This window comes from Alicycliphilus sp. T452 (assembly GCF_054512775.1).
Genome location: NZ_JBTNEH010000018.1, coordinates 24,942 through 47,404, shown reverse-complemented (window position 1 = coordinate 47,404; position 22,463 = coordinate 24,942). Strand labels below are relative to the sequence as shown.

Here is a 22,463-nt window from a genome sequence, read left to right as displayed (position 1 = left end):
GAGTGTTCCCATGAGTTTGCCCATACGCATCGAAATCCACGAAGAAGGCCCGCGCGAGGGCTTCCAGATCGAAAAGCCCGGTTTCAGCATTGCCGACCGTGCCAGTCTGGTGGAGGCGCTCGCGCAAGCCGGATTGCCTCAGATACAGGTCGCGTCCTTTGTAAATCCGATGAAAGTGCCTCAGATGGCGGACGCGCCTGAGCTCTTCCGTGCCATCCGCAAGCAGCCCGGTGTGCGCTATACGGGGCTCTGGCTGAACGAAAAGGGATTCGAGCGCGCGGTGGCCGTGCCGGAAGTGGACCTTGAAGGGGTGCTGTACTTCTACACCTCGGATGCCTTCTGCCGGCTCAACAATGGCGTATCGGCGCAGGCGCAGGCGCAGGACCAGCGGCGCTGGGTGGAGCGCTACGCCGCGCGTGGCGTACAGGTTCGCAAGGCCTACGTACTGACGGCCTTCGGCTGCAACTTCGAAGGCGCGATCCCGCAGGAGCGGCTCAAGGAGGTGCTGGCCGACATGGCATCGTTGCAGGACGAGCATCGGATCCGGCTGGACGAGGTGTACCTCGCGGATACGGTTGGCTGGGCCAACCCGCGGTCGGTGTCCGAGCGGGTCGAGCTTGCACGGCGCTTCTTCCCCCATGCCCGCATCGGCCTGCATCTGCACGATACCCGTGGAACCGGAATGGCCAACGCACTGGCGGGGCTGCAGGCGGGTGTCGATCTGTTCGACGCCTCCGTGGCGGGACTCGGCGGGTGCCCCTTCAGCGGCCATGCGCACGGAGGCGCCGCAGGCAACATCTGTACGGAAGACTTGGTCTTCATGTGCAACGAAATGGGGCTGGAGACCGGGATCGATCTGGAATGCCTCATCGAGGCCGCAAGGCTGGCCGAGCGCATCATCGGGCGGCGCCTGGATGGCCGCGTCATGCACAGCGGCAGCCTCAAGGCGTTCCCGACGCGCAGCCGCTGAGCCTTGTCCCTCACCCCGACCCAGTCCCATTCCGCATGCAGGAGTCTCCCATGAATGCCACGGCCGCAGCTTCCCAGCTGTGTTTGACGGATCTGTTCCTCAAGCGCGTGCAGATGCACCCCGACAAGCCGGCACTCAGCCATGCGGACCGGACTTTGAGTTACCGCGAGCTGGAAGCCCGGGTGCGGCGCTGGGCGGCGTTCCTGCAGGCGTGTGGATTGCGGCGTGGGCAGCGGATGGCCGTATGGTCCGAGAACCGGACCGAGTATCTGGAGTTGCAGCTTGCGGCAGCAAGGCTGGGTGTGATGATCGCCTGCCTGAATTGGCGTCTTCAGGGCGCAGAGCAGTTGCACTGCCTTCGACTCGTCGAGCCGGCCGTCGTCATCGTGTCCGCCCGTTACCGGGAGCAGCTCGACACCCTGGAGCACGGCGTTGCCCGGGTGATTGACCTGGATTCGCCGGATGCTTCTGAAGAGTCCATGCGGGCGTCGGAGGATCGCGATTTCCTCAGGCCCGAAGTGCATCCCGAAGATGGCTTCCTGATCCTCTACACGAGTGGAACGACGGGTCTTCCCAAGGGTGCCGTGATCAGTCAGCGGGCCAGCATTGCGCGCGCCATGGCCTATGCCTGCGAGTACGGGATCGGGTCCGAGGACGGATTCATCGCATGGTCGCCTTTCTTCCACATGGCCGCCACGGACCATTCGCTGGCCACACTCATGCTGGGCGGCCACGTGATCGTGCAGGATGGCTTTTCGGCGCCGGAGATCTGCAAGACGCTCGAGCGGGAGCGCATCGGCTGGCTGATGGCCATGCCTGGGGTCATTGAACCCCTGATCGATGCGCTGAAGTCGGCATCGCCCTTCCTTGCGCCAAGCATGGGCATGGTGGGCGCGATGGCCGATCTTGTGCCGCGTCAGCAGATCGCCGAACTCACCTCGCTGGTGGGTGCTCCGTACCTCAACAGTTTCGGCTCCACCGAAACGGGGCTGGCCCCGGCCTCGGGCGCGCTGCTGAAAGCCGGGCAGGTGCCCGAGAGCCTGTCGAAGCGCGAGTCCAGCTGGTGCCATGTGCGGCTGGTGGACGACGACAACCAGGACGTGCCGATCGGCACGCCCGGCAACATGCTCGTGCGTGGTCCTGGCCTGTTCTCGGGTTACTGGAGCAATGGCCGCATCGAAAGCGCAGAGCTAGCCGACGGCTGGTTCCATCTGGGCGACGTGTTCGTGCGCCATGCCGATGGGTCGCTCGATTTCGTGGATCGCAGCAAATACTTGATCAAGACCGGGGGCGAAAACGTCTATCCCGCCGAGATCGAGCGCATCCTGCTGGCCCACCCCGACGTGATCGAGGCGGCCGTGGTGCGCAGAAGCGACGATCGCTGGGGCGAAGTGCCGGTGGCCTTCATCGCCCTCAAGGATGAATCGCGCCCGCTCGACTTTCTGCAGGCGCACTGCCGGGAACACCTGGCGGGCTACAAGGTCCCCAAGGAGTTCCGCGTGATCTCTGCTGCAGCGTTTCCCCGCAACAGTACCGGGAAGATCCAGAAGCGCCAGGTCGAGGCATTGCTGCGCGGCTGAGCAATGGCCGCCCGGCAATGCGGCCGCAGCGCCGAGGAGCCGGTCAGGGGTTGCGCAGCATGCGCTCCACCATCAGCTGGTAGAGCTTCGTCAGGCGGGGCTGGGAAAGGCTGCCGTCCGGCCGGTACCAGTTGCTCACGCCGGTCAGCAGTGCCAGGATGGCCTTGGCCGTGATGCCCGGGTTCTCGATGGTCCACACGCCGAGCTTCTTGCCTTTGCTCAGGATCGCCGTCAGGTGCTTCTCATACTGCTTGCGCTTGGCTGCCACGCGCGCATATTGCTCTGGCGCGAGACTGCGCAGTTCCATGTTGCCGATGAACACCTCTTCCTTACGGGCCGTGTGCCATTGCACATGAAAGCTCACGAACTGCCGTAGTGCCTCCTGCGGATCCGAGACACCGGCCATATGCGTCTCGAAGTCGGCCAGCAACTCGGTCATGATTTCGTCGAGCAGGTTGGCGAGGAACTCCTGCTTCTGCGGGATGTAGTTGTGCAGTGAGCCCACGCGCAGCCCGACATCCGCCGCGAGGCCGCGCAGGTTCATCGCCTCATAGCCATGACGATAGATGCGCTGTATGGCCGCCGCACGAATGGCCTGCTTTGTATCGGCACCGCTTACGCCGGCAGGTCTAGCCATGTCCGCGGTCCTCCATGGATGGGGCCCTGTGGACCTCGTGTGCAAACCATTGCGGACCGAAGAAACAGAATTTGGTACTCGTCATGAGCCCAATGTTACTGAAGCCGGATAGCGGCCCGGCGGGTAGCCGCACACGCGTATGTCAGGCGCGCCACGGGGGCGCTGCCTTGTTGAGGAAGGCATCAAGTCCGGCGATGGCTTCCTTCTGGTTCCATGCGTCGACAAGGGCCTCGACTGCCAGCGCTGCGCTGCGCTCGTCGGGTACCGGAGAAGCCATCTGGCGAAAGAGTACCTTGGTCAGCCGTTGTGCGCCGGTGGCGGAGCACAGCAGCTCATGCAGCAACGAATCCACGGCTTCCGCTGTGCCGCCGGGAGCCGCCACATGAGTGGCCAGGCCCAGTTCCTTCGCCTCTTGCGCGTCGATCAGCGTTCCTGCCAACGCGAGGCGGTTGGCCCGGCGCACACCGAGTGCGGCAACCACATACGGCGAAATGGCGGCGGGCACGATCCCTAGCCTCGTTTCGCTCAGTGCAAACTTCGCCCGACTGTCTGCAACGACGAAATCAGCACAGCACACCAGGCCGAAGCCGCCTCCCATGGCGGCTCCCCTGACTTCAGCTACAAGAGGCTGGGGCAGGGCATGCACCGATCCAAGCATGTCCGAGACGGCCTGTGCCCGCTCGCGCTTCACCACCTGCGAAGCCGCCAGGGTTTCCTTCATCCACTCGATGTCGCCGCCCGCGCAGAAGTGACGGCCTGCGCCGCCGAGCACCACGACCCGTGTTTCGGGGTCCTTGGCGGCGTCTCTGAAGCTCTGGGAGATGGCTTGCATCATCTCGGCGTCGAACGCATTCTTGGCTTCGGGGCGATTCAGCGTAATGCGCCGGACGCCGCCGGGCAGGCGGGTATCAATGACCAGTTGCATGTGGCCATGATACATAGAATAACGGACATCCGTACGATTAATGGCGGATGGCATGCAGGGCCTGCTCCAGGGCTCCGGGCACGAAGCCCGTTCGCATCCAGGTGCCAACCTTCCGGCCGACGATGCGCCGCGAGAGCATGTCGATGGCGAAGGCCGCGTGCAGCCAGCCCTGCCAGGGCGCGACATGCGTGAAACCCGATGACCGGTTCTCCGCTGAATCTGCTCTTCTTCATGTCCGCCATTCTTCGGCGGTTGAAAAAGAAAAGGCCGCACGTTCTTGGAACTGTGCGGCCTTATATGTGGTGCCCGGGGCCGGAATCGAACCGGCACGCCTTGCGGCGGGGGATTTTGAGGGCGAGGATCAGGACTAGGATTTGACTGCGCTGGAGTTCGCAAGTACTTGCTGTGATTGGTTTTCTTGAAATCGGATCACGCCTAACCTTACGCCTTGACCAGACCAAAAACGGCTGAGTTTCCGTTGTCGTGGTCCTTGGCGGGCTCCTGCGTTGGAGCTCAAGGAAGGAGATTTCATGACAGTCACCAAGCTCACCAAATCCGTCGTCGATACGGCGCAACCCAGCAACAAGGACTATGAACTGAGGGACACGATTGTCCCCGGGTTCCTGTGCAAGGTCACGGCTTCGGGCCGCAAGATCTTCATGTTGCACTACCGAACGAATTCGGGCGAACGGCGCAAGCCGAGGATCGGCCGGTTCGGTGAACTGACCGTCGAGCAAGCGCGCTCGATCGCGCAGGACTGGATGGCCGATGTGCGCAAGGGCAGCGACCCCAGTACAGCCAAGCAGGCGGCACGCCAGGCTCCGACGGTCAAGGGACTGTGTGCGCAGTTCATTGAGGAGTACTCCAAGACACGCAACAAGCCCAGTACGGTGGCGACCTACCAAGAGCACATCAATCGGTACATCGTGCCCAAACTGGGCAGGGTCAAAGTGCCGGAACTGACCCGGATGGATGTGGCGGAGGTGATGCGGGACATGGCCAAGATTCCCTCCACGGCCAATCGGACTCTGTCCTGTTTGAGCAAGATGCTCAACATGGCTGAGGTTTGGGGCTACCGGCCAGATGGTTCCAATCCGTGCCGCCATGTTCCGAAGTACCCAGAGAGCGGTGAGACGAGGTTCATCACCGACAAGGAACTGACGCGTCTCTATGCCTACTTGAACCGTGCGGATGCCGAGGGGCTGGAACACCCCACGCTGACGCTGGGGATTCGCCTCCAGTTCGAATTCTCGGCGCGTATGTCGGAAATCCTGACGCTTGAATGGGCCTGGATCGATTTCGAGAACCGCCGTGTGACCTGGCCGGACAGCAAGACCGGTTGCATTTCCAAACCGATGAGCGAGGTCGCGCACCGGCTGCTTTCCAACGCCGAGCGCATCGAAGATTCGCCCTACGTGTGTCCCAGCATCTATGACCCCAACCTTCCGCTGCCCACTGGGACCTACTACAACTCCTGGCGGCGAATCCTGCAGCGTGCGAAGGTGCCTCACGTCGGTACGCATGGCATTCGCCACCGTGCTGCCACGGACATCGCGAATTCCGGCATACCTCTGAAGGTCGGCATGGCGCTGACTGCGCACAAGACGGTCTCGATGTTCATGCGGTACGTCCACACGGAAGATGATCCTGTTCGGGCAGCAGCGGAGAAGGTGGCCGCTCGGCGCCAAGAAACTATCGGTAGCGCCGTTGTCACTCCCAACACAGCGCAGGAGGCGACGGGCAGGGGAGCTACGCCCACGAGCTTTGGGAACTATCGGCCGTACCGGCATCGGAAGGCGCCGACCCGCGCCGTGCCTCCCGGCACGAAGCGGGCATCGACAACACCCAAATCGGGAGCTTGATTTTCATTCGTTTATAGACGAAAATAGCCATGTATCGAATCGAGCACTACCTGACGGCCGACGGACAAAAGGATCACTACACCGACTGGCTGCGACGCTTGCGGGACATGCAGGTCAAGGTGGCGGTCATCCGGCGCGTGGCTCGTATCGAGCAGGGCAACTTCGGCGACCACAAGTTCTGCCGCGAGGGCGTGTGGGAACTGCGCATCGATGTGGGGCCGGGCTACCGGGTGTATTACGGCCAGGCGGGCCAGCGGCTGGTGCTGCTGCTGTGTGGTGGAGACAAGCGCACGCAGGATGCGGACATAGACCGAGCGGTGGGCTACTGGCAGGACTGGCAACGGAGATTGGATGATGAGAAGCAGACCCCATGACGAAGCGATGGCCGAGCTGTACCGCAGCGATCCGGCGCTCGCACTCGAAGTCATCAACGGCATCCTGGCCGATGGCGACCAAGCCGAACTGATGACCGTACTGCGCCAGCTCGCGCAGGCGGTCGGTGGTGTGCAGACGGTGGCCGAACAGGCGCACCTGAACCCGACACAGCTTTACCGCACGCTGTCGCCGAAGGGCAATCCCGCCTTGAACAGCCTAACCGCCATCCTCAAGGTGATGGGTCTGCGCTTGGCGGTGCAGCCGCTGGCTTCATCGCCGTCCGCGCGGGCGGCTTAACCCTCCGTGGGGAACACCCGCTGATTCTCGTATCACTGATACGAGAATCCAGAAGCAATCGCCGTTCCTTCGTGCCCTCCATACAGGGGAGCGAGTTCACTGATGGTAAAATTTCCTCGGATTTCCGCTCGACGCAAACCGTGAAGAAACTGCCGCCATGAATGTAGGCCAAGCCATTCGACTGTGCCGGATACGGCGGGGAGCATCGCAAAGTGTGATTGCGAACCGGGCCAATTGTTCTGTGTCGTATCTCTCTATGCTTGAAAACAACAAGCGCGATCCGACACTTTCGACGGTCACGAAGATTGCCGAGGCATTGCATGTGCCTGTCGGGCTGCTGTTCGTGCTGGCGGCCGAGCAGAACGAACTGGGTGCCATCGACGAGCACGTCGCCGATCAGTTAATGCAGTCTGTGCTGGCATCGCTGGGAACATCGGCCAACATGACAGCGCAGGTGGGAGGCCACTATGGCTAATGCCGAACAACTCAAGGCGTTGGTGAAATCCCATATCGAGCGGGATGACCGACACTTCTATTCCGTTGCCATGCAGGTTGCTGCCCGCGAAGCCAAGGTGGGCCACGGCAAGCTCGCCCAGGAACTGCGCGACATGATCGACGCGGCCAAGGCACGTGTCTCCCCGGCTGATGTGGCGGGAAATCTTGTGCCGCTGGCGCGTCCTCGTGGCGAACTGGCGAACCTGCTGACGGTCGCCTATCCGAAGAATCGGCTGGCGGACATGGTGCTCGATGAGGAAGTGGCCGAGCAGCTCGATCGCATACTGAAGGAGCAGAAGCACCACTCACGCATCCGCGAGCATGGCCTGTCGCCGCGACGCAAACTGCTGCTGGTGGGGCCGCCCGGCACGGGCAAGACGATGACGGCCTCCGTGCTGGCGGGCGAGCTTGGCATTCCCTTGTTCTCCGTGCGGCTCGATGCGCTGATTACCAAGTTCATGGGGGAAACGGCAGCCAAGCTGCGCCAGATATTCGACGCCATCAACGAGGTTCGTGGCGTTTACTTCTTCGATGAGTTCGATGCTATCGGTTCGCAGCGAGGACTCGCCAACGACGTGGGCGAGATCCGGCGGGTGCTGAACAGCTTTCTGCAGATGATCGAGAGCGACCAGTCCCATAGCCTGATCCTCGCTGCGACCAACCATGTGGAGATACTCGATTACGCGCTTTTCCGTCGATTCGACGACGTGATCGAGTACCGGCTGCCGACCGGGCCGCAGGCCGCCAAGCTTCTGCAGGCGCGGCTCGGGAAGTTCGCTCCCAAGCCCTTTCCCCTCAAGGCTCTCACGGCGAAGGCGGAGGGGTTGAGCTACGCGGAAATCAGGCGCGCCGTGGACGAGTCCATCAAGGAGGCGGTGATGCACGACGAGGACCGCGTGGAGTCGGCCGCGCTGACGCGGGCCTTCGATGAACGCCGGAAATTCAGCATCAGAATGAACGACAAGAAGGCTGTGCCAAACCATGCTGGATCAACCGCAAGCTAAGCGTCCACACTTCATTCTTCGAGACACATCGCGAGCAGTTGGATTCACGGCGAAGACTACGCCCGTGAAGCAGAAGGCTATTCCGGCTCAGCCCAGGCAGCAGCATGGCGCCTCCCTTCAAGAGCAGATCGAGGAATTGAAGCCCGCAGCGGCTGAGGCCGTGCGCGTCCAGAAGGAATTGCAACTGGAAAGCGGGCTGGGCCTACAGATTCAGTTCACCAGCCAGCCGGATGTTGCGCTGGCGTTCGAGAGTCTGGCGAACGCGACCAAGAAGATCGAACTCCTGAGCGTCCGCGAAGAAGGCAACCGCACGCTCGCCAACGTCTTCGTTCCCGATGGAGGATTCGCACACTTCGAGCAATACGTTGCAGACTACCTGGCGGAGAAGAAGGGCAGCAAGGGGCAGGCGCTCGACCATCGGAAGTTGCTTGACGCCATTGAATCCATCCGGGCGGCGGAAATCAGGGCGTTGTGGACCGATGCGCTTGAGCTGCTGCCAGCCGATCCTGCCGCTGCCTTCTGGTGGGAAGTATGGCTTCCGGTTCGTGGTGCGGGACAGCGGCAGGCCGTAGTGGAGGATTTCAAGAAGCTCGCCCGACTGGCGGAATGCGTGGTCAGCGACAAGCAGGTCAACTTTCCTGAGCGTACTGTGCTGCTGATGTATGGCTCGCAGCAGCAGCTTTCGCGTTCGGTGATGACCTTGAACTGCGTGGCCGAGCTTCGCTATGCCAAGGAGACCGCCGAGTTCTTCGACGGCATGGATATGGGAGAGCAGCGCCAATGGGCGGACGATCTGCTGCGGCGCGCCCAGTTGCAGCCAGCGGACGATGCGCCGCGGGTCTGCCTGCTGGATTCGGGCGTCGCCCGCGCGCACCCGTTGCTGGAGCCCTTGATGGATGCAGGCGACCTGCATACCGTGGAGCCTGCTTGGGGCGTGGATGACCAGGCGGATCACGGCACGGGCCTGGCCGGCCTGGCCGCCTATGGCGACCTGACCGATGCCTTGTCTTCTGTAGACGCGATCAGCGTCCCGCATCGGCTGGAGTCGGTCAAGCTGGTGCCGGCGGAAGGCGCCAACGAGGGCGATGCGCGCCACCATGCCTACCTTGTCATGGAAGGCGTCGCGCGTCCGGAAATTGCTGCTCCGGATCGCGCCCGCGTGTTCACGTCGGCCGTGACGGCTTCGGACTATCGGGATCAGGGTCGGCCTTCGTCATGGTCGGCTGCCGTTGATGGCCTCGCGGCGGATGCGGATGGCGCGGGCGAGAACCCGCGTCTGTTTGTGCTCTCTGCCGGCAACAACCGTGATGCCGATGCTTGGGTCACGTATCCTGACTGCCTAGCTACCAATCTTGTGCATGATCCCGGCCAGGCATGGAACGCCATCACCGTGGGCGCTTGCACCGACAAGATCGACACACAGGGTCATCCCTCCTTGAATCCCATTGCCGAAGCGGGTGGCCTCAGTCCGTTCACCACCACGACGCGAACCTGGGATCGCGCGTGGCCGCTGAAGCCTGATGTGGTGCTGGAAGGTGGCAATGCGGCCAAGGATGATCGCGGCGCGTCGTGGATGACCAGCCTTAGCCTGTTGACCACCCACAATCAGCCGCTGGAGCGCTTATTCACAACCAGCAACGCCACGAGCGCGGCATCGGCGCTGTGTGCGGGCATGGCGGCCCGGATCATGGCCGCCTACCCTCATCTTCGACCGGAGACCGTGCGTGCGTTGTTGGTGCATTCGGCGCAATGGAGCGAATCCATGCGCGGGATGTTCTTGCCAGCGGTGCCGAACAAGGATCACTACGTCAACCTGATCCGCCACTGCGGATGGGGAGCGCCAGACCTGGACCGCGCGCTGTGGAGCGCGGGCGATTCCTTGACCCTGGTGGTTGAAGACTTGGTGCATCCGTATGCGAAGGTTCCGGGCAAGGTTGTGACGCGCGATATGAATCTGCATTCCTTGCCGTGGCCGAAGGATGAGCTGGAGGCATTGCAGGACACGCCTGTCGAAATGCGCGTCACGCTGTCGTATTTCATCGAGCCCAATCCATCGGCACGGGGTGTCACGTCGAAGTACCACTACCCTTCGCATCGCCTGCGCTTCGATGTGCAGCGCCCTCTGGATGCATCCACCGACCACTTCATCGCGCGGCTGAATGCCGCTGCGCAGCGTGAGGACGAGGGCGATGGCGACCCGGTCAATCCTTCCGATCCGAACTGGCTGCTGGGCGGCCAGCGGCGGCACCGTGGCTCGCTGCATCAGGATGTCTGGAAAGGCACAGCCGCCGACTTGGCCAGCCGAGGATTCATCGCGGTCTATCCGTCCGCCGGGTGGTGGAGGACACGGCCTGCGCTGGAGCGCTATGCCTTGCCTGCGCGATACAGCCTCGTGGTCTCGATCCAGACGCCGCAGACGGATGTGGACCTTTACGCAGCCGTGGCTCAGAAGATCCCTGTGGCCAACGCCGTTGCCGTGGGGACATAAGGCGCGTTCCGGCGTGCCGCCGTCAGGCTCACGGGCTGCGCCCCGCGCTTCGTGCCGAATCGCGGCCATCCGGCTTTGATCCCTGACGCCTACGGCTGCGCGCTGCGCTTGCCCGATACGGGGCGTGTGGGTGGCGTGGGGCGGTCTTGCTGTGCCCCTTCAACGTATCACGGCGTGCTCGCCGTGCAAGGGCTGCGCGCCGATGGCGCTTGCGTCCTGGCGGCCGCCTGCGACCCCTGACTGCTGCACTGCGCCGTGACCGCGACGGTTCCGGGCAAATTCCGCCCGTGCAACCGGAGAACAGTCATGAACGACCAATCACAAGTTTCCCTCGAACAGCATGCTTGCCTCGTTTGCGGCACAGCGTTCGATACCGGCGCCATCCTGTTGGACAAGCGCCTGCGCGCGAGCATGGAGCGCCACACGGCGACCGGCTGGGGCCTGTGCTCCGAGCATCAAAAGCTATCCGACGATGGCTTTGTCGCACTGGTCGAATGCGATCCGCAGCGCAGCGGCTCGCAGGCCGGTGGGCGCATGAAGCCTGAGCAGACGTACCGGACGGGCCGGCTGGTCCATCTGCGGCGCACGGCGTTCGCGCAGGTGTTTAACGTGCCAGTCGAGGACGAGCAGGCTTGCGTGTTCGTTGAGCCGGGTGTCATCGACCAGTTGTAGTCGATGACGGCGCCGACGGCGAGCTGATCGCGCCACGCAGCCTTCGGTGCGTCGTCCCTGCGGGGGCGGCGATTTTTTTCGGCTGCGCCTGGTGCGAAGACTTCGCGCCTACGGCGCTGCGCGCTGCGCTTGCCTCCGGGGGAAAACCCTGCAGGCTATCCCCGTCGCGCTTCGCTTGGCGCCCCTGAAGTCCCCGAACCGGCTGCGCCGAATCGGATGGGTGCGTGCCCTGGTTGGAGGTATGGGCGGCTTGCTGTTCCCTTCATCGTGCCACGGCGTTCTCGCCGTCAAGGGCTGCGCGCCGATGGCGCTTGCGTCCTGGCGGCCGTCGTTGACCCCTGACTGCTTGCGCTGCACCGTGCCCCGGAAGGGTCGGGCAATTCCGCCCGGCAACCTTTCAGGAGTTCACCATGAACAACGCACTCATCACCGACGAGCAGCGCGTCGTGCTTTTGGCCAACGGCCGCGAATCCTTGGAGAGCCCGGACTTCGATCCGGCACCCGTGGTCAAGCTGTTCACGCCGGATGCCGGCGCGACCTGGCTGCTGACCGAGATTGATTCCGACGACCACGACCACGCCTTCGGCCTTTGCGACCTGGGCTTGGGGATGCCGGAAATCGGCTGGGTCAGTTTGGGCGAGCTGGCGACGGTGCGCGGCGGGCTGGGCCTGCCGATCGAGCGCGACCTGTCGTTCCGCGCCGAGAAGCGGTTGAGCGCCTATGCGCGCGATGCGCGGCTGGCCGGGCGGGTCGTCGTCTGACCCGGCCCTGGGGCGTCGCGGGATGCCCCTTCGCATCGCGCCCACGCGGCGCGATGCCTGCGCGCCTTCGGCTTGCTCTCCAGGGGAAAGCCCTACGGGCTATCCCCGCCGCGCAGGCTTGGCGCCCCTGAGCACCGCCGACCCGGCTACGCCGAATCGGCCAGATTCCATTCGCAGCAGATCCACGATGCCTTGCGTGTGCTCGCCCTGACCCTGTGGTTTCTTCGGCTTTGATGGTTGGGCGTCCCCGGCCCCCAAGGAGATGGCCGGTCGCGCTGTCGTGCTGCGCATCGAGCCGCCTCCGGCGTCTCGCCCCTGTCGGGCTTCCATCGTTCCTTCGCTCCGCTCGGCTGACGCCTCCGGCCCGGCTTCCAGCTTCGGGCCTGCGCGCTTCGCTTGCCGTGCGGTCTGCACATCAAGGCGGCCGTTGCCATGTCCAGCCGTCTTCCCTGACTTCATCACCTTGTCCGCGACTGTAGCCCGCGCCCGTGTGCCGTCAAGGCGCGCAGGGCCGTGTCCTCGGCTGCGCCTGCGGGCCGCACCAACCCTGCGCTTATCTCCTTGACGGCACACGGGCGCGCGCTCCTGACCGTCGCGGGCGATGAACTCAGGAAAGACGGTGGCAACAGGGCCAACCGGGTTCCTCGTGCCGACCGCACCGAACAGCCGAAAGGCTGGGCTCCGAATCTAGGAATCCGGTATGCGGTTTTTTTCAACAGCCAACTTTGTCAGGAGAAAGACCATGCTTGCAACCCGTTTCGCTTCCCACTCCCCGGTACTGCGCAGCGATTCCCCGCTGTCTGATGACCAGATTCACCGTGTGGCCCCGTCCATCTTCGCGGAAGCGCCGCACGAAAGCCGTTCCGAGCGGTACAGCTACATCCCCACCGCCGCCGTGCTGACCGAGCTTCGCAAGGAGGGGTTTCAACCCTTCATGGCGACACAGACCCGCGTGCGCGATGAAGGCAAGCGCGAGCATACGAAACACATGCTGCGCCTGCGCCACGCCAGCCAGATCAACGGCGCGGAAGCCAATGAAATCGTGCTGCTGAACTCCCATGACGGCACCAGCAGCTATCAGATGCTGGCCGGCATGTTCCGCTTCGTGTGCAGCAATGGCCTTGTCTGCGGCGACACCGTGGCGGACGTGCGCGTGCCGCACAAAGGCGACGTGGCCGGTTCCGTCATCGAAGGCGCTTACGAGGTCTTGCGCGGGTTTGATCGCGTGCGCGATTCCCGCGATGCCATGCGCGTCGTCACCTTGAACGATGGCGAGTCCGAAGTATTCGCCCGCGCTGCGCTGACCCTCAAGTACGACGACCCCGACAAGCCGGCGCCGGTCACCGAATCGCAAATCCTGATGCCGCGCCGCTTCGACGACCGCCGCCCGGACTTGTGGAGCGTGTTCAACCGCACGCAAGAGAACCTGACCAAAGGCGGCCTGTCCGGGCGCAGCGCCAACGGACGTCGCCAGACCACCCGACCCGTGCAGGGCCTTGAGTCCGACATTCGCCTGAACCGCGCCCTGTGGCTGCTGGCCGATGGCATGCGCGCCCTCAAAGCCTGACCGTTCCCCCGCCGGAGGGGCGGCTCCCCTCCATTCCCTTGTTTCACTTGATTGGAGAGTTACCATGAACGCCATCACCCAAACCGAAGCCCGTGCCATCCAAGCCCCCACGCTGGAAGCCGCCGATCCCACCAAGAACCTGATTCTGGTGCCGCTGTCGCGGCTGGCGCTGCGCCCCACGGACCGCAACGTGCGCAAGACCCCGCGCATGTCCATCCCCGAACTGGCCGCAAGCATCCAGCGTGTGGGCCTGCTGCAAAACCTGATCGTGATTCCTGCCGCCGATGGCGAGCATTACGAGGTGGTGGCCGGTGGCCGCAGGCTGGCCGCGTTGAAGCTGCTGGCGAAGAAACACCGCATCGCCAAGGATTGGGAGGTGCCTTGCCTGCAAGTGGCCGATGGCACGGCCCGCACGGCCAGCCTCACCGAGAACGTCCAGCGCGAAGCCATGCACCCCGCAGACCAGTTTGAAGCCTTCGCGGCGCTGGTGGCCGAAGGCCGGCCCATCGAGGACATTGCGGCGGATTTCAGCGTCACGCCGCTGGTGGTGCAGCGCCGATTGAAGCTAGCCAATGTCTCGCCGCGCTTGATGGCCGATTACCGGGCCGATGCCGTCACACTCGACCAGCTCATGGCGCTGGCCGTCACTGACGATCATGCTTCACAAGACGCCGCGTTCTACGATGCGCCACAGTGGCAGCGCAGTCCGTCCGCGCTGCGCGAACGCCTCACCGAGCGCGAGATTGATGCTTACCGGCATCCGCTGGTGCGATTCGTGGGGCTGGACAGCTACGAAACCGCAGGCGGCGGGATTCGCCGCGATCTGTTCGCGGAAGGCGATGCGGGCGTGTACCTCAGCGATGCGGCCTTGCTGGAACGGCTGGCGCAAGACAAGCTGGCGGGTATCGCCGCCGAGGTGAAGGCCGAAGGCTGGGCATGGGTGGATGCAGCGCCCGCCGCCCCCTATGCCGACCTGCAAGCTTTTCAACGCGCCCCGAGGGAGCGGCGCACGCCGAGCAAGCGCGATGCCGTGCGCATCGAGAAGCTGCAAGCCAAGATGCAGGAGGTGGCCGAGGCCATCGATGCCGCGATGGACGCCGACGACGAGGACAAGGCCGAAGCCTTGCAGGAAGACGGCGAGCGCCTGGGCCAGCAGTTGCAGGCACTGGAAGATGGTTTGCTGGGCTATGCCGTGAACGTGCGAGCCGCAGCCGGTGCCATCGTCACCATCGACCGCAACGGCGAGGCCGTGATTCATCGCGGGCTGCTGCGTGAGGCCGAGGCGAAGGCGCTGCGGACGCTGGAAAAACTGCGCCAGGGTTTCAGCGGCGCGGATGCCGCGAACGATGACGAAGGCGAGGAAGGCGAAGCACCCAAGGCCGCAGCGATTTCCGGCCGGCTGGCCCAGCGCCTGAGCGCCCACCGCACCGCCGCGCTGCAAATCGAAGTGGCACGGCATCCGCAAGTGGCGCTGGTCGCGCTGGTGCATGGCATGGTGCAGACCGTCTTGCAGAGTCGTTATTACGGCCACGATCTGCCGCTGGGCGTGCGCCTCACGGTGCAAGACCGGTTGGAAGGCATAGCTTCGGACTGGCCGGAATCGCCTGCCGCCGTGGCTCTGCGCGAACTGCAGCGCGCTTGGGGCGGCAAGCTGCCCGAGGACAGCATCGAACTGTTCGCCGCGCTGCTGGTGATGGAACAGGGCGAACTGGTCAAGCTGCTGGCCGTGTGCGTGGCTTCGACGGTGGACGTGGTGACGCCGCGTGCCACGGTGCGGCAGCCCGGCGCGGAACTGGCGCAGGCCGTGGGCCTCGATATGGCCGCATGGTGGCAACCCACCGCCGAAGGCTACTTCAAGCACGTTCCGAAGGCGGCGGTTCTGCAAGCCGTGGGCGAGTTCGCACCCGAGAGTGTCAACCGGCTGGCGAAGCTCAAGAAGGCCGACATTGCCAGCGAGGCCGAACGGCTGGTGAACGGTACAGGCTGGATGCCTGCCATATTCAAGACGACAGACGCGCCCGAGGAAGGCCCGCAGGATGCGGAGCAGGACGGCGCGGCCGTGGCGGCGGATGAACCCGCCGAGGTTTTGGCCGCTTGACCCGTGCCGAAAGTGAGCGCCCCGGCTTCGACCGGGGCGCTTCGCGTGGAAGGAGAACCGCCCATGACCCGCACCACCACCAGCCGCCCGCGCATGGCGGCGATCTACGCTCCCGGCGCGGTACGCGCCCGCCGCTGGCACGGCGATGGCGACGTGCGCGGCTACCGTCCGCCCTCGGGCTGGACGGCCCGCGCCGACCTCACCGACATTCACCCCATCACGGACCGCGCCTTGCTGCGTGCCGTGTGGTGGATTATCGAAACAAAGGAATGACGCCAGCACCGGCCCCAGCGCGAAACGCTGGGGCCGGTGGATTCAAAAATCCGGGCGCGGCAGCGGCCGCACCCGGTGTCGAAGCCCAACAGCCTCAACCACCACGCCGTCGTTTTCGCAGGATTCGGGCGGTGGCGTTGAAATGCGCAAGCGGCCTGCCCATGCAGCGCACCAGTCAGATTGCTGCCATATAACTGGCGTCCATTATGTGTTGCAACTTGAGCACCCCCGCTGCATTTGCACAGGCGGGCACTTGACCGATCCGTAGGAGCAGAAAACGCAGCAGTCTCCCGCCTTCGGCCGCAGCAACGTATTGCACTGCTCGCACTCGTAGAAGAACTGGCAGGCATCGGTCGGCATGGTCTCATGCCTGGCATGGCCGCAGTGCGGGCAGGTCAGCACCGACTCCAGTGTGGGCGTGTCGGTTGTCATTTTCGCTCCGTCGCAGGGTAGCCCGCGTCGGTAGTCGCCTTGACGAGTGTCGAGACCTGGGCCTGGTCTGCATCGAACGTGATGGTCGCCGTCTTCTTGGCGAAGTCGATCCTGATCTGGCTGACGCCAGGCAATCGCTCCAGGGACTTCTTCACCGTGATCGGGCACAGCTCGCAGGTCATGTTCTGCACATGGAGCGTGGCCGTCTGCGGCGTTGTGGCCAGGGCAGCGAACGGCGACAGTGCCACGAGCAGCGATGCGACTGATTTACGCATGAGGGCTCCTTCAGAGAAACAAGGGTGCCAGCCAGGGCACCGACAACAAGGCGAGAAGCACCAGCGCGACGATCCAGAAGATCAGCCGCTGGTGTTTGAGAACGCTCGATTGGGAGCAGGTGGTGCCGGGCTCGCAGACCGGCTGTTGAAAGTACAGACGCCGAAACGCCAAGCCCAAGAACAAAACTGTCGCCGCAATGAACCAAGGCCGCAGCGGCTCCAGCGCGGTGAGACTGGCGATCCAGGCGCCACCGATGCCCATCATCAGCAGTACCAGCGGCACCACACAGCACACCGAGGCGCCGATGGCAGCCAGCGCCCCGGCGGCGAGCGAATTCTTGAACTTGAAGGTGGGCATGGGCGAGCGTGAACGTCTTCGACACTTACCAATCTAAACTCCGTACCATGCTACGGAGTCAAGGGGGTCGAGCAATGAGCGAGCTGACGATAGGAGGACTGGCCGACGAGGCCGGCGTGAATGTCGAGACCATTCGCTACTACCAGCGGCGTGGGTTGATGTCGGAGCCGGACAAGCCGACCCATGGATATCGCCGCTACGACGCCACCACGGTCAAGCGCGTGCGTTTCATCAAGCGGGCGCAGGCATTGGGCTTCACGTTGGAAGAGATCGTCGGCCTGCTCGAACTCGATGAGGCCCATGCCTGTGCCGAAACGCATGAATTGGCTGCGCACAAGCTGGAGGCTATTGAAACCAAGCTGGCCGATTTGGCGGCGATGCGCAAGGCACTCATGACCCTGCTGCGCCAGTGCGATGCGGGTGCGATGAAGGGCAACTGCCCAATCATCCACGCTCTGGGAGCAGACTGAAGCCCGCGAAGATTCGATTTCGGGAGTGTCAGGATTTCTGTGTGTGAGGCTGTTGAATCCGTCACTCAATCGTGAGGCGGCTTGGTGATCTTACTGGCCCGATCTGGTAAATCGGTCCTCGTAGAGGATCGCAAATTGGTTCATCGCTGATTTCCAGTGGTTGGCCGCCCGCCCCCAGTCCGCGGTGATGTTGCGCAGCGCCAGCCAGATCAGCTTGGTGGCCGCCTCGTCGCTGGGGAAGTGGCCGCGCGTTTTGATGATCTTGCGCAGCCGTGCGTTCACGCTCTCGATGGCGTTGGTGGTGTAGATCACGCGCCGCACCTCGGGCGGGAAGGCGAAGAACGGGATGACCTTGTCCCAGGCCCGGCGCCAGGCGCTGACCACGGTCGGGAACCGCTGCCCCCAGGGGCCGGCCGCAAACGCATCCAACTCGGCCTCGGCCGCCTCGGCGCTCACCGCGGTGTAGATGGGTTTGATGGCTGCGGCCAGCGCCTTGCGGTCTTTCCATGACGCAAAGTCCAGGCCACCCCGGATCAGGTGCACGATGCAGGTCTGCAGCGTCGTCGCCGGGAACACTGCGCCCAGCGCCTCTGGCATGCCCTTGAGGCCGTCGGTGACGGCAATCAGGATGTCCTGCACCCCGCGCGTCTTCAGATCGTTGAAGACCTTCATCCAGAACTTCGCCCCCTCGGTGTTCTCGATCCAGATTCCCAGGATGTCGCGCGAGCCGTCAGGCAGTACGCCCAGCGCCAGGTAGACGGCCTTGGAGCGCACCACCGCATCCTCGCGAATCTTGACCCGCAGCGCATCGAAGAACACCACCGGGTACATCGCCTCCAGCGGCCGTGTCTGCCAGGCCGTGACCTCGCCCATCACCTCATCGGTGACACGGCTGATGAGCTCGGGCGAGACGTCCACCGAGTACATCTCAGCCAGGAAACCCTGGATCTCGCGCACCGTCATGCCGCGTGCGTACATGGCGATGATCTTGTCGTCGAAACCCGTAAAGCGCCGCTCGTGCTTGCCAATGAGCTGCGGCTCGAAGCTGCCTTCGCGATCGCGTGGGACATCGATGCGCAGCGCCCCCACATCGGTCAGTACGGTCTTGGTGCTCTTGCCGTTGCGGTGGTTGGCTGATCCGCCTGTGGGCTTGGCTTGGCCGGGCGCATAGCCTAGGTGATGACTCATCTCGGCGCCCAGCGCCCTCTCAAGAATTGACTTCTTGAACTGATCGAACAGCCCTTGGACTTGGCCCGGCGTCATGGGCCCGGTCACCAACTGGTCAAGCAGCTCGGCCGGGATGTGAAATTGCGGCTGTGCCGCCTGGTCCGCCAAAGCGGTGGGTTTGGTCTTGCGTGGCATTCATGCTCCTTGTCGACATGCTATGCCTCACATACAAAATTTCTGACAAGCTCTCGATTTCTGCTCGCTTACCGGGGCTGCGCTGATCGTGGGGCTTTGGCTCCTTCTTGTCGCACCAGTGAAATGAGCTTCAGATGCCCATCGCCAAGACCCAGCCCGCCAGCCCGGCCAGCAGCACCACGAGCGCTGGCGGTACCCGCCCCACCGTCAGCAGCCCGAACGAAAGCAACGCCAGCCCAAAATCCGCCTTGCCGTAGATTGCACTCGTCCACACCGGGTCATACAGAGCCGACACCAGGATGCCGACCACGCCGGCGTTGATGCCGGCCATGGCCGTCTGGATGCCCGCGCGGTGGCGCAGTCCATCCCAGAACGGCAGCGCGCCGACCAACATGAAGAAGGCGGGGAGAAAAATGGTGCCCAGCAGCGCCAGGCCACCGATCCAGCCATGCAGCGGCCCCTGTGCAATGGCGCCGAGATAGGCCGAGAACGTGAACAGCGGCCCTGGCACGGCCTGCGCCGCACCGTAGCCGGCCAGGAAGTCGGCATTGCCGACAATACCGCTGGGCACCACGGTGGCCTGCAGCAGCGGCAGCACGACGTGCCCACCGCCGAAGACCAGCGCGCCGGAGCGATACACCCCTTCCAGCAGCGCTATCGTGGACGAGCCCGTGGCGGCAGCCCACAGGGGCAGCCCGACGAGCGGTGCGGCGAACAACAGCAGCGCAACGATGCCCAGCTTGCGCGAGACTGGGTAGCTGTGGGCTTGGCCACCGCCGGGCTGTGCGATCTTCAAGCCCCACCAGCCCAGCAATCCCGCCACCGCGATGGCGGCGATCTGTCCCGCAGCGGAGGGCAGGATCATGGTCAGCAGTGCCGCCAGAATGGCCAGAGCGGCACGCGGACGATCCGGGCACAACGACTTGGCCATTCCCCACACGGCTTGCGCCACGATGGCCACGGCCACAACTTTGAGCCCATGCACCCACCCGGACTGGGCCAGCCCCTGGTACTCGGCGATGCCGAAGGCAAACAGGATCAGCGCAATCGCTGATGGCAACGTGAATCCTGCCCAGGCTGCCAGCAATCCCGGCCAGCCCGCGCGGCCCAGCCCCAGCGCCATGCCCACCTGGCTGCTGGCCGGCCCCGGCAGGAACTGGCATAGGGCGACCAGATCGGAGTAGCTGCGGTCATCCAGCCAGCGGCGGCGTTCGACGAACTCCGAGCGGAAGTAGCCCAGGTGCGCGATCGGCCCGCCGAAGGAGGTCAACCCTAGCTTGAGGAAGGCGCCAAAGACCTCGACCGGTGTGCCACGTGCGGCAGCGGTATCCCGTTGGATGGTGTTGGGGAGGTTTGTCATTTGTGCATTGCCTCCCCGGTGAACTCCCGGATGCGTTCTTTGGCGAGTGCCAAGCCTTCCTTGCCCTTGGGCGTGATTGAGTAGAGCTTGCGAACGGTGCGCCCCTCACGCTCCTGGCGCGACACGAGATAGCCATCGCGCTCCATCTTGTGCAGCATCGGGTACAGCGTTCCTGGAGAGAGGCGGTAGCCGTGGTGGGCCAGCTCGTCGATCATCCATTGCCCGTAGACCTCCTGTTCGGCCGCGTGGTGCAGCGCGTGCAGGCGGATCAGCCCCGACAGCAGGTCGTGGTGCTCCATGGCGCGCGGTGTTGGTTTTTCTTTCATATCGAATTACGATAACGAAATTCGATAATATCACTTGCATGGGCGCTCAATGTTGTCGGTGCGCTGTCATGCCGGGGGGATGAGCCTGACCGTACGCGCTTGGGAGACTTGACTTTTCAAGACAGTTGCTCACGCCTTCGCCCCTGCAGCGCTGCGCGCTTGACTTGCCTCCGGGAGATTGGCTCAAGGCCCATCCCCGCCGCGCTGTGCCTGGCGTTCCTGCAGCAGCGTCGATCGGTTACGCCGGCTCGGTCAGGCCCAGGTCTTACATGCGCTAATGGCTATGCCGGTGATGCACATCGGGGAAATGCGGATGGCTGTGCGTGATGGGCGCATGCCGGTGCGGATGCGAATGTGGCTCCACGCCGTCCCACGGGAAGTCGTGTGCATGGCGATGGTGTTCGTCATGCACATGTCGATGGGTGTGATCCAGCGGCTCATGCGTGTGCAGGTGTTCGTGCCGCTCGGTCAGGTGCAGCCAGACGCCGGCGCCCATCAGCGCGGCCGCCAGCCAGAACGCCATCGTGCTCGACTCGTGGAAGCCGGCGATGGCAATGACTGCGCCGATGAAGGGCGCGGTGGAAAAGTACGCCCCTGTGCGCGCGGAGCCGAGGCCGCGCAGCGCCAGCACGAATAGCACCAGACTGACTCCGTAGCCTGCCAGCCCGACGCTCATGGCCTGGGCCATGCGCGGCCAGGCGGGCAGCGTGGCGCCCAGCGCCATCGCCAGCGCAAGGTTGGTGATGCCGGCCACCAGCCCCTTGGTGCCCGCGATGAAAACGGCATCGGCGGCCGATACCTTGCGCGTCAGGTTGTTGTCCACTGCCCAGCATAGGCAGGCGCCCGCCACGGCGAGACTGCCGAGCGTGCTGCTTGATGGCGTGTCGCCGTGGCGCGGCCACGCCAGCAGCAGGCCGCCCGCCACGATGAAGAGCATGCCCAGCACGATGCGCCGGTCGGCGTTCTCGCGGAACACCACCCACGCCAGCACCGCCGTCAGCACCGATTCCAGATTGAGCAACAGCGACGCATCGGCCGCCGAGGTATGGGCCAGACCCATCATGAGCAGCACGGGGCCGAGCACGCCACCGCTGGCGATGGCGCCGAGCAGCCAGGGCCAGTCCCGTGCAGGCAGGCCGGGCGCGGCGAAGCCGCGATCCCTGATGAGGCGCACCAGCCACAGGCCGATGCCGCTGCCCAGGTACAACAGGCCGGCGAGCAGGATCGGAGCAATGTCGCCCGCAAGCTGCTTGGCGAAAGGTGTGCTGGCGCCGAACAGCAGCGCGGCCCCCAGAGCCGCGAGGATCGAGGGATGGCCCATCATGGATCAGCCGATGAATCAGTCGTCGAAAATGTCACCTTACACCGGATTCAATGGTTGCAATTCCAGTGAGCGGCCGATTGCAAAGGGCGGGCCGGCGCACGCGCCGCCGGGCTTTCGGGCTGCGCCCCGTGCCGTCTTCGTTGTCACGGCCATTCGGCGTCAATCCCTCCCGCCTTCGCGCCTGCGGCGCTGCGCGCTTTGCTTGCCTCCAGGGGATCGGCGCAAGGCCCATCCCCGCCGCGCGATGCTTGGCGCCCCTGGGGGAGAACCGAACCGGCTCGCGCTGGATCGGCCAGGCCAGCGCCCCACCACTCGGGCAGGACTTGGCGGATACGCCGGGGCTTGCTGTCGCAGGTTGCATAAATACGTGCCGCCCTCGACGCTGGCGGTTCGTTGTCTGGTCGTCACGAAGGACGGTTCTCGCGGATTCACGGATATGGCCACCCGGCCTTGCTTTGGAGTTCCTAACCACGCCTCAAGCATGGCCGCCGCACGGTGCAGGGTGCGTTGCCGCCAGTCGTTGGGGATTGGCCTTGCCCGAGTCAGAGGGCG

The 22,463-nt window shown here is 64.2% G+C and carries 23 protein-coding genes; 14 read left to right on the top strand and 9 right to left on the bottom strand.

What is annotated here, in order from left to right:
- Positions 1 to 10 precede the first annotated feature (10 nt).
- On the top strand, positions 11 to 970 hold the full coding sequence (locus ACX12L_RS16015) for a hydroxymethylglutaryl-CoA lyase (RefSeq protein WP_459263459.1): 960 nt from the start codon (positions 11 to 13) through the stop codon (positions 968 to 970).
- A 50-nt stretch (positions 971 to 1,020) separates the two neighbouring features.
- Entirely contained in the window at positions 1,021 to 2,550 is a 1,530-nt protein-coding gene (locus ACX12L_RS16010) for a class I adenylate-forming enzyme family protein (RefSeq protein WP_459263458.1), read from the top strand.
- Positions 2,551 to 2,593: 43 nt separating this feature from the next.
- Here ACX12L_RS16010 and ACX12L_RS16005 read toward each other — a convergent pair whose 3' ends face one another.
- Both ACX12L_RS16005 and ACX12L_RS16000 read right to left on the bottom strand, forming a co-directional pair.
- The gene (locus ACX12L_RS16005; protein WP_013519696.1) at positions 2,594 to 3,187 is read right to left on the bottom strand and encodes a TetR/AcrR family transcriptional regulator C-terminal domain-containing protein; all 594 of its coding nucleotides are present in this window, start codon (positions 3,185 to 3,187) and stop codon (positions 2,594 to 2,596) included.
- Positions 3,188 to 3,329: 142 nt separating this feature from the next.
- Entirely contained in the window at positions 3,330 to 4,112 is a 783-nt protein-coding gene (locus tag ACX12L_RS16000) for an enoyl-CoA hydratase/isomerase family protein (RefSeq protein WP_459263457.1), read from the bottom strand.
- A 530-nt stretch (positions 4,113 to 4,642) separates the two neighbouring features.
- Between ACX12L_RS16000 and ACX12L_RS15995 the strand changes: the two genes are divergently transcribed.
- The 11 genes from ACX12L_RS15995 (at position 4,643) to ACX12L_RS15945 (ending at position 16,004) form a co-directional block, all read left to right on the top strand.
- The gene (locus ACX12L_RS15995) at positions 4,643 to 5,974 is read left to right on the top strand and encodes a tyrosine-type recombinase/integrase (RefSeq protein ID WP_168727977.1); all 1,332 of its coding nucleotides are present in this window, start codon (positions 4,643 to 4,645) and stop codon (positions 5,972 to 5,974) included.
- A 29-nt stretch (positions 5,975 to 6,003) separates the two neighbouring features.
- Positions 6,004 to 6,348: a type II toxin-antitoxin system RelE/ParE family toxin gene (locus ACX12L_RS15990; protein WP_217354759.1), complete on the top strand. Its 345-nt coding sequence runs from the start codon at positions 6,004 to 6,006 to the stop codon at positions 6,346 to 6,348.
- On the top strand, positions 6,329 to 6,646 hold the full coding sequence (locus ACX12L_RS15985) for a helix-turn-helix domain-containing transcriptional regulator (protein WP_168728183.1): 318 nt from the start codon (positions 6,329 to 6,331) through the stop codon (positions 6,644 to 6,646). The genes ACX12L_RS15990 and ACX12L_RS15985 overlap by 20 nt, the downstream gene beginning before the upstream one ends.
- A 157-nt stretch (positions 6,647 to 6,803) precedes the next feature.
- Complete coding sequence (locus tag ACX12L_RS15980; RefSeq protein ID WP_168727976.1) at positions 6,804 to 7,121, top strand: helix-turn-helix domain-containing protein; 318 nt, start codon at positions 6,804 to 6,806, stop codon at positions 7,119 to 7,121.
- Entirely contained in the window at positions 7,114 to 8,145 is a 1,032-nt protein-coding gene (locus ACX12L_RS15975; RefSeq protein ID WP_168727975.1) for an AAA family ATPase, read from the top strand. Before ACX12L_RS15980 ends, ACX12L_RS15975 begins: the two co-directional genes overlap by 8 nt.
- A gap of 64 nt (positions 8,146 to 8,209) precedes the next feature.
- Positions 8,210 to 10,633, top strand: coding sequence for a S8 family peptidase (locus ACX12L_RS15970; protein WP_217354758.1), 2,424 nt, complete (start codon positions 8,210 to 8,212; stop codon positions 10,631 to 10,633).
- 306 nt (positions 10,634 to 10,939) lie between these two features.
- Positions 10,940 to 11,305 (top strand): ATPase, encoded by a 366-nt coding sequence (locus tag ACX12L_RS15965; protein ID WP_168727973.1) that lies wholly within the window; start codon positions 10,940 to 10,942, stop codon positions 11,303 to 11,305.
- A gap of 410 nt (positions 11,306 to 11,715) precedes the next feature.
- Complete coding sequence (locus ACX12L_RS15960) at positions 11,716 to 12,066, top strand: DUF2958 domain-containing protein (RefSeq protein ID WP_459263456.1); 351 nt, start codon at positions 11,716 to 11,718, stop codon at positions 12,064 to 12,066.
- A gap of 742 nt (positions 12,067 to 12,808) precedes the next feature.
- Positions 12,809 to 13,633, top strand: coding sequence for a DUF932 domain-containing protein (locus ACX12L_RS15955; RefSeq protein ID WP_459263455.1), 825 nt, complete (start codon positions 12,809 to 12,811; stop codon positions 13,631 to 13,633).
- A 64-nt stretch (positions 13,634 to 13,697) separates the two neighbouring features.
- On the top strand, positions 13,698 to 15,731 hold the full coding sequence (locus ACX12L_RS15950) for a ParB/RepB/Spo0J family partition protein (RefSeq protein WP_168727970.1): 2,034 nt from the start codon (positions 13,698 to 13,700) through the stop codon (positions 15,729 to 15,731).
- A gap of 63 nt (positions 15,732 to 15,794) precedes the next feature.
- Positions 15,795 to 16,004, top strand: a complete 210-nt coding sequence (locus ACX12L_RS15945; protein ID WP_024540118.1) for a hypothetical protein — start codon at positions 15,795 to 15,797, stop codon at positions 16,002 to 16,004.
- Between the two features lie 204 nt (positions 16,005 to 16,208).
- On the opposite strand, the gene ACX12L_RS15940 is transcribed toward ACX12L_RS15945, so the two are convergent.
- Genes ACX12L_RS15940 through ACX12L_RS15930 form a run of 3 tightly spaced genes read right to left on the bottom strand, consistent with a single transcriptional unit; the run spans position 16,209 to position 17,069 of the window.
- Positions 16,209 to 16,436: a GDCCVxC domain-containing (seleno)protein gene (locus ACX12L_RS15940; RefSeq protein WP_084301301.1), complete on the bottom strand. Its 228-nt coding sequence runs from the start codon at positions 16,434 to 16,436 to the stop codon at positions 16,209 to 16,211.
- Positions 16,433 to 16,711 (bottom strand): heavy-metal-associated domain-containing protein, encoded by a 279-nt coding sequence (locus ACX12L_RS15935; protein WP_024540117.1) that lies wholly within the window; start codon positions 16,709 to 16,711, stop codon positions 16,433 to 16,435. The genes ACX12L_RS15940 and ACX12L_RS15935 overlap by 4 nt, the downstream gene beginning before the upstream one ends.
- A 10-nt stretch (positions 16,712 to 16,721) precedes the next feature.
- The gene (locus ACX12L_RS15930; protein ID WP_024540116.1) at positions 16,722 to 17,069 is read right to left on the bottom strand and encodes a mercuric transporter MerT family protein; all 348 of its coding nucleotides are present in this window, start codon (positions 17,067 to 17,069) and stop codon (positions 16,722 to 16,724) included.
- A 74-nt stretch (positions 17,070 to 17,143) separates the two neighbouring features.
- Between ACX12L_RS15930 and merR the strand changes: the two genes are divergently transcribed.
- Positions 17,144 to 17,539, top strand: a complete 396-nt coding sequence (gene merR / locus ACX12L_RS15925; protein WP_024540115.1) for an Hg(II)-responsive transcriptional regulator — start codon at positions 17,144 to 17,146, stop codon at positions 17,537 to 17,539.
- A gap of 90 nt (positions 17,540 to 17,629) precedes the next feature.
- Here merR and ACX12L_RS15920 read toward each other — a convergent pair whose 3' ends face one another.
- From ACX12L_RS15920 to ACX12L_RS15905, 4 genes are all read right to left on the bottom strand, one after another.
- On the bottom strand, positions 17,630 to 18,901 hold the full coding sequence (locus ACX12L_RS15920) for an IS256 family transposase (protein WP_047350851.1): 1,272 nt from the start codon (positions 18,899 to 18,901) through the stop codon (positions 17,630 to 17,632).
- Between the two features lie 130 nt (positions 18,902 to 19,031).
- Positions 19,032 to 20,261 (bottom strand): chromate efflux transporter, encoded by a 1,230-nt coding sequence (gene chrA / locus ACX12L_RS15915; RefSeq protein ID WP_024540113.1) that lies wholly within the window; start codon positions 20,259 to 20,261, stop codon positions 19,032 to 19,034.
- Positions 20,258 to 20,587, bottom strand: coding sequence for a PadR family transcriptional regulator (locus tag ACX12L_RS15910; RefSeq protein WP_244957569.1), 330 nt, complete (start codon positions 20,585 to 20,587; stop codon positions 20,258 to 20,260). The genes chrA and ACX12L_RS15910 overlap by 4 nt, the downstream gene beginning before the upstream one ends.
- Positions 20,588 to 20,861: 274 nt before the next feature.
- The gene (locus ACX12L_RS15905) at positions 20,862 to 21,911 is read right to left on the bottom strand and encodes a DMT family transporter (protein WP_024540111.1); all 1,050 of its coding nucleotides are present in this window, start codon (positions 21,909 to 21,911) and stop codon (positions 20,862 to 20,864) included.
- Positions 21,912 to 22,463 lie beyond the last annotated feature (552 nt).